Source organism: Streptococcus sp. F2, from assembly GCF_056500955.1.
The window spans coordinates 1-2170 of record NZ_JBWKAI010000063.1; the positions used below are offsets into that span (position 1 = coordinate 1).

Annotated in this window: 4 protein-coding genes; all 4 read left to right on the top strand. The window is 43.1% G+C overall.

The features are described from left to right. Positions 1-84: 84 nt before the first annotated feature. From ACYTR8_RS10245 to tnpC, 4 genes are read left to right on the top strand one after another with little or no spacing between them, the layout of a single operon-like run. Entirely contained in the window at positions 85-270 is a 186-nt protein-coding gene (locus tag ACYTR8_RS10245; protein WP_154412791.1) for a hypothetical protein, read from the top strand. After that, on the top strand, positions 251-541 hold the full coding sequence (tnpB, locus tag ACYTR8_RS10250) for an IS66 family insertion sequence element accessory protein TnpB (protein WP_479642115.1): 291 nt from the start codon (positions 251-253) through the stop codon (positions 539-541). Before ACYTR8_RS10245 ends, tnpB begins: the two co-directional genes overlap by 20 nt. A 50-nt stretch (positions 542-591) precedes the next feature. After that, positions 592-798, top strand: a complete 207-nt coding sequence (locus tag ACYTR8_RS10255) for an IS66 family transposase (RefSeq protein WP_154412783.1) — start codon at positions 592-594, stop codon at positions 796-798. Continuing rightward, complete coding sequence (gene tnpC / locus ACYTR8_RS10260) at positions 755-2104, top strand: IS66 family transposase (protein ID WP_479642114.1); 1350 nt, start codon at positions 755-757, stop codon at positions 2102-2104. The genes ACYTR8_RS10255 and tnpC overlap by 44 nt, the downstream gene beginning before the upstream one ends. The last annotated feature ends 66 nt before the right edge of the window (positions 2105-2170 follow it).

The following is a 2170-nucleotide window of genomic DNA, read 5'->3' on the forward strand; positions in this document are numbered from 1 at the left end:
TGTAACCGCCCAATAACAAGGTACCTATCCATCCCCTCCCTCCTCCAGTATACTGTTATAAAAAACATTACTGGAGGATTTATGATGTCACAACCTATCGTCCCATTGACTGTTCCCCAATCTCGCCGCTTTGAAAAGAAAAGCAGAAACGATATTCTGATGAAGATTCGTCTCGGAAAAATGGAACTCACTTTCTTTCAATCTCTCAACCAAGAGACACTAGAAACCATCTTGGATAAGGTACTACACTATGACCATTCGACTCAGTGATTTAGGTCAAGTCTACTTGGTTTGTGGGAAAACGGATATGCGTCAAGGGATTGATTCACTGGCTTATCTCATTAAAACTCAATTTGACCTAGATCCCTTCTCCGGTCAAGGATTCTGGTTGCTTTACAAACGCTTTGAAAACGGAAAACTAACCTGGCCAAGCAATGAAGAGGAGGTTAAAGCCTTGACTTCCGAACAAGTGGACTGGCTCACGAAAGGATTTGCCATTACTCCAAAAATAAATGTTTCAAAAAGTCGTGATTTCTATTGAAATCATGGCTTTTCTTTCGGTATAATGAGATAAACTAAAGGAGGGAACTCATGGATTCACAAGATAAAGTGATTGAAAATCTAACCAAAACTATTGAAATCATGTCTAATGAGCTAGCCCTCCTTCGTGAACAGGTGGCTTATCTGACTCAGAAACTCTACGGAAAATCATCAGAAAAGATTATCTCCCAGCCTGGACAGCTGAGTTTATTTGGTGAGGAATGCCTTCCCGAAGAAGACGGAGACTTACCCAGTTGAAACAGAGGTCATCACTTATAAACGCAAGAAAGCCAAGGGAGTTCGTCAGTCAGTTCTCAGCCAATTCACTCCAGAGATAGTGCATCACGAATTACAGGAAGAAGACTGTATTTGCCCAGACTGTCATGGTCAGTTGAAAGAGATTGGCTCAACTGTTCAACGACAAGAGTTGGTCTTTATTCCTGCGCAATTAAAGCGAGTTGACCATATCCAACATGCTTATAAGTGTCAGGCCTGTAGTCAGAAGAATCTGAGGGATAAGATAATCAAGGCTCCTGTTCCTAAGGCGCCTTTGGCGCACAGCTTGGGTTCGGCTTCTATCATCGCTCATACGATTCATCAGAAATTCAATCTGAAAGTGCCCAATTACCGTCAGGAAGAGGATTGGAACAAGCTTGGCCTGCTAATTAGTCGGAAGGAGATAGCCAACTGGCATATCAAATCAAGCCAGTATTATTTCGAGCCAATTTATGACCTTCTACACGAGAAGTTACTGGAGCAGCCAATTCTCCATGCGGATGAAACTTCCTACAAGGTCTTAGAAAGCGATAGTCAGTTGACCTACTACTGGACTTTCTTGTCTGGGAAGCATGAGGTACAAGGAATTACCCTCTATCATCATGACAAGCGCCGGAGTGGCTTAGTTGTTCAGGAGTTTCTTGGGGACTATGGTGGCTATGTGCATTGTGACATGTGGAGTGCTTATCGGCCATTAAACAAGGCTCAACTAGTTGGTTGTTGGGCACATGTGAGAAGAAAATTCTTTGAGGCAACTCCCAAGAAAGTGGACAAGACTTCTTTAGGAGCTAAGGGTTTAGCCTATTGCGACCGCTTGTTCAACCTCGAAAGAGAATGGGAAGCCTTGTCAGCTGAGGAACGGCTACATAAACGCCAGACAGAATTAGCTCTCTTGATGGATGAGTTCTTTGATTGGTGTCGTAAGCAGGCTGTTTTGCCAGGGTCAAAACTAGGCACTGCTTTGGAGTATAGCCTCAAGTACGAAAGCACCTTCCGAACAGCTCTCTCAGATGGTAACTTAGTCCTTTCCAATAATCTAGCTGAGAGGGCGATAAAGACCTTTGTCATGGGGCGTAAAAATTGGTTGTTCTCTCAAAGCTTTGAAGGAGCCAAGTCGACAGCAATTATTTTGAGCTTTTTGGAAACAGCCAAACGACACGGACTTGATTCAGAGAAATACATGGCTTATCTTCTAGAACACTTACCTAACGAGGAGACACTCGCAAAAAGGGAGGTGCTAGAGGCTTATTTACCATGGGCTGAAACTATTCAGGAAAAGTGCAAATAGAAAACGTTCCAGAGTCAAATCAACTTTGGAACGTTTTTTCAATATACCCTGTTATTGGGCGGTTAC